The sequence below is a fragment of the Blautia sp. AM29-29 genome (genome assembly GCF_003480555.1).
Lineage (GTDB): Bacteria > Bacillota > Clostridia > Lachnospirales > Lachnospiraceae > Fusicatenibacter > Fusicatenibacter saccharivorans.
The window spans coordinates 1-2,384 of sequence record NZ_QUJD01000046.1; the positions used below are offsets into that span (position 1 = coordinate 1).

Genomic DNA, 2,384 nt, shown 5'->3' on the forward strand with positions numbered 1-2,384 from the left:
GATGTCGGGTAAGAGACTGGCATTGCTGCCAGCCCCTCCCCTAAGAACCGTACGTGACAGTTTCCCGTCATACGGCTCAAGCCTATCGTAAGGCCTCGTGTAAAACGAAACCCGGCTCAAATCAAGTAGTCCGGCTCATGCAGATTTCGATGACACCAGGGATGTACCATAATAGCAGGCCACTTCCTGTTGTTTTCGGTGATAAAATGCGTCTTAAATCCTGTTTCAGATGTAATTCTTTCTCCGCATACAGGGCAGCACCGTTTTTGGTTGTTCCAAATTTTAACGAGTTTTTCTCGTCCTTTGGTGCTGTTCAGCATTCTTTCCCCGTCACGTTCCTCATAATATCCCGTCCATTTTTTATCGAATGGGTTGGCTTCGGCGGTGATTTTCTTGAATCGGATGATTTTAGTATTTGCCGCGTATTCCAGCTTGAGGTATTTTTCATCGAAATCTTTACCGCGGAAAGCAGGCTCTGCTGCAAACGTCCACGTCCGGTTATCAATATGGTGCCAATATTTGTTGGCAATCCATTTCCTACCTTTTCGTTTGTGTCTGCGGCAAGCCCACTTCCATAGGCACTCGAAAATCCTGTGGTCAACTAATCCAAAAATATCCGCAGAAACTACATAGCGGTGGTAGTTGACCCAACCGCGAATCACAGGATTTAGTTTGCGAATGAGCAAGTCCTGCGTGGCGGTTTTGTTCTCCTTAACAATAGTCCGCACTTTTTTGAGGAAAGCTTTTACTGCATTCTTTGACGGCTTTATAAGCAATTTTCCGTTGTATTTCCGAATGTTCTGCCCAAGAAAATCAAAGCCGTCGCTGATATGTGTAATCACCGTTTTTTCCTCTGAAAGTTGCAGGCCGCGTTCCGCCAGAAAGTCCTTGATAAGCGGCATAACCTCGTTACGCAAAGTTTCCGGGCTTTTCCCGGTGACGATAAAGTCGTCGGCATATCGCACGAAATTAATCTGGTCGTAGATGGTTTTACCTGCCACCGTCCGTCTCATCGGGAATCTTTCTTTTAGAATCCGCTCCAGACCGTCCAAGGTCATGTTCATCAAAACTGGCGATATTGTGCCGCCCTGTGGGGTCCCTTCCTCTGTCGGAAAGATTTTTCTGGTTTCCACAAAGCCACATTTCAGCCATTTTTCGAGCATTTCCTTGTCCATTGGGATATTTTTCATTAACCAGCTATGACTGATATGGTCAAAGCACCCTTTAATATCTCCCTCCAAAATCCATTGAGGCGAACCGGCTCTGCACAAATCGTTAAAGCATTGCCCGATGGCATCGTGTGTGCTTCTTCCAATTCTAAAGCCGTAGGAGTTCGGGTCTGCCAGAGTTTCTGCCAATGGTTCCAGTGCAAACTTATATAATGTCTGCATGGCGCGGTCTGTCATCGTTGGAATATTCAGCGGGCGTAATTTTCCGTTTTTCTTCGGGATATACACCCGTCTGAGAGGTTGGGGCTTATAGCCCCGGCGTTTGAGTTTGTCAATCGCCTCGAATTTGCCTTTTGGCGTTTTCCATAATTCATGGTCTACACCAGCGGTATTTTTGCCTTTATTACTTGTCACACGTTTCACTGCCAATGCCTTGGCATAGAAAGAGTGCGTCAACAGCCATTGCAGAGTTTTCACTTTGCTGTAATGACCGTCTTTTTGAGCCTTTACGATACGCATTTGCAGCTTTTTAACATAGGCCTCCGCTTTCTTCCAATCAATGGATTCCCAGCTTCGTGCCCTGTCAGCAGGCGCACACAGTTTCCTGTTCATTTGCAATTCCTCCTCTCAAAAGTTCTGTAAATTCTCTCGTAAAGATAGACCTGCTGGAAGTCAGCCCGCTTTCGCGTGGGATGCTGTTTCAATCCCTATCCGTCCTCATTACAAGGTCGGCGTTCGCTTTTTCCAGCGTTCCTTACCCGCGTTTCTATCGGCTTTCCTTGCGGTCAGCTTTCCGAATATACGGAGAGAGCGCGGGCTTAACACGTTTCACGTAATCAACCGTGTAGGTTAGGTGCCGCCTATCCGCCGGCAGTCATGTTTGTCCATGTGTTCCCAGCTTACAGGAGAACATCCGACTGCACACCTTTTGGTTCAGGCCTATCAGCAACTTTAGCCTGGTTCCCGCTAACGACGTTTAACAGCGATTTACTTACATTCACCATACTACACAAGCCAAGCTCCCCAGCCGGACGTTGCTTCCAGCTTTTCGCCTCTGCCTCGAGGTTTCGGCTTAACCCTTTCGGGAGGGCTACCTTTTCTCGTCATGCTGCCTCACGGCCGTTGCCAGCCGCTTCGGTGACGATAGGCTACTGCTAATGGAATAACAGGTTCGGTCAGCGCCGAACAGTTTAATTACGCGACCTCGTGTCGCGC

General features: G+C 47.9%; 1 protein-coding gene. It reads right to left on the reverse strand.

Annotation, left to right across the window (positions count from 1 at the left end):
* Positions 1 to 116 precede the first annotated feature (116 nt).
* Entirely contained in the window at positions 117 to 1,781 is a 1,665-nt protein-coding gene (gene ltrA, locus DW769_RS16235) for a group II intron reverse transcriptase/maturase (RefSeq protein WP_054356384.1), read from the reverse strand.
* Between the last annotated feature and the right edge of the window lie 603 nt (positions 1,782 to 2,384).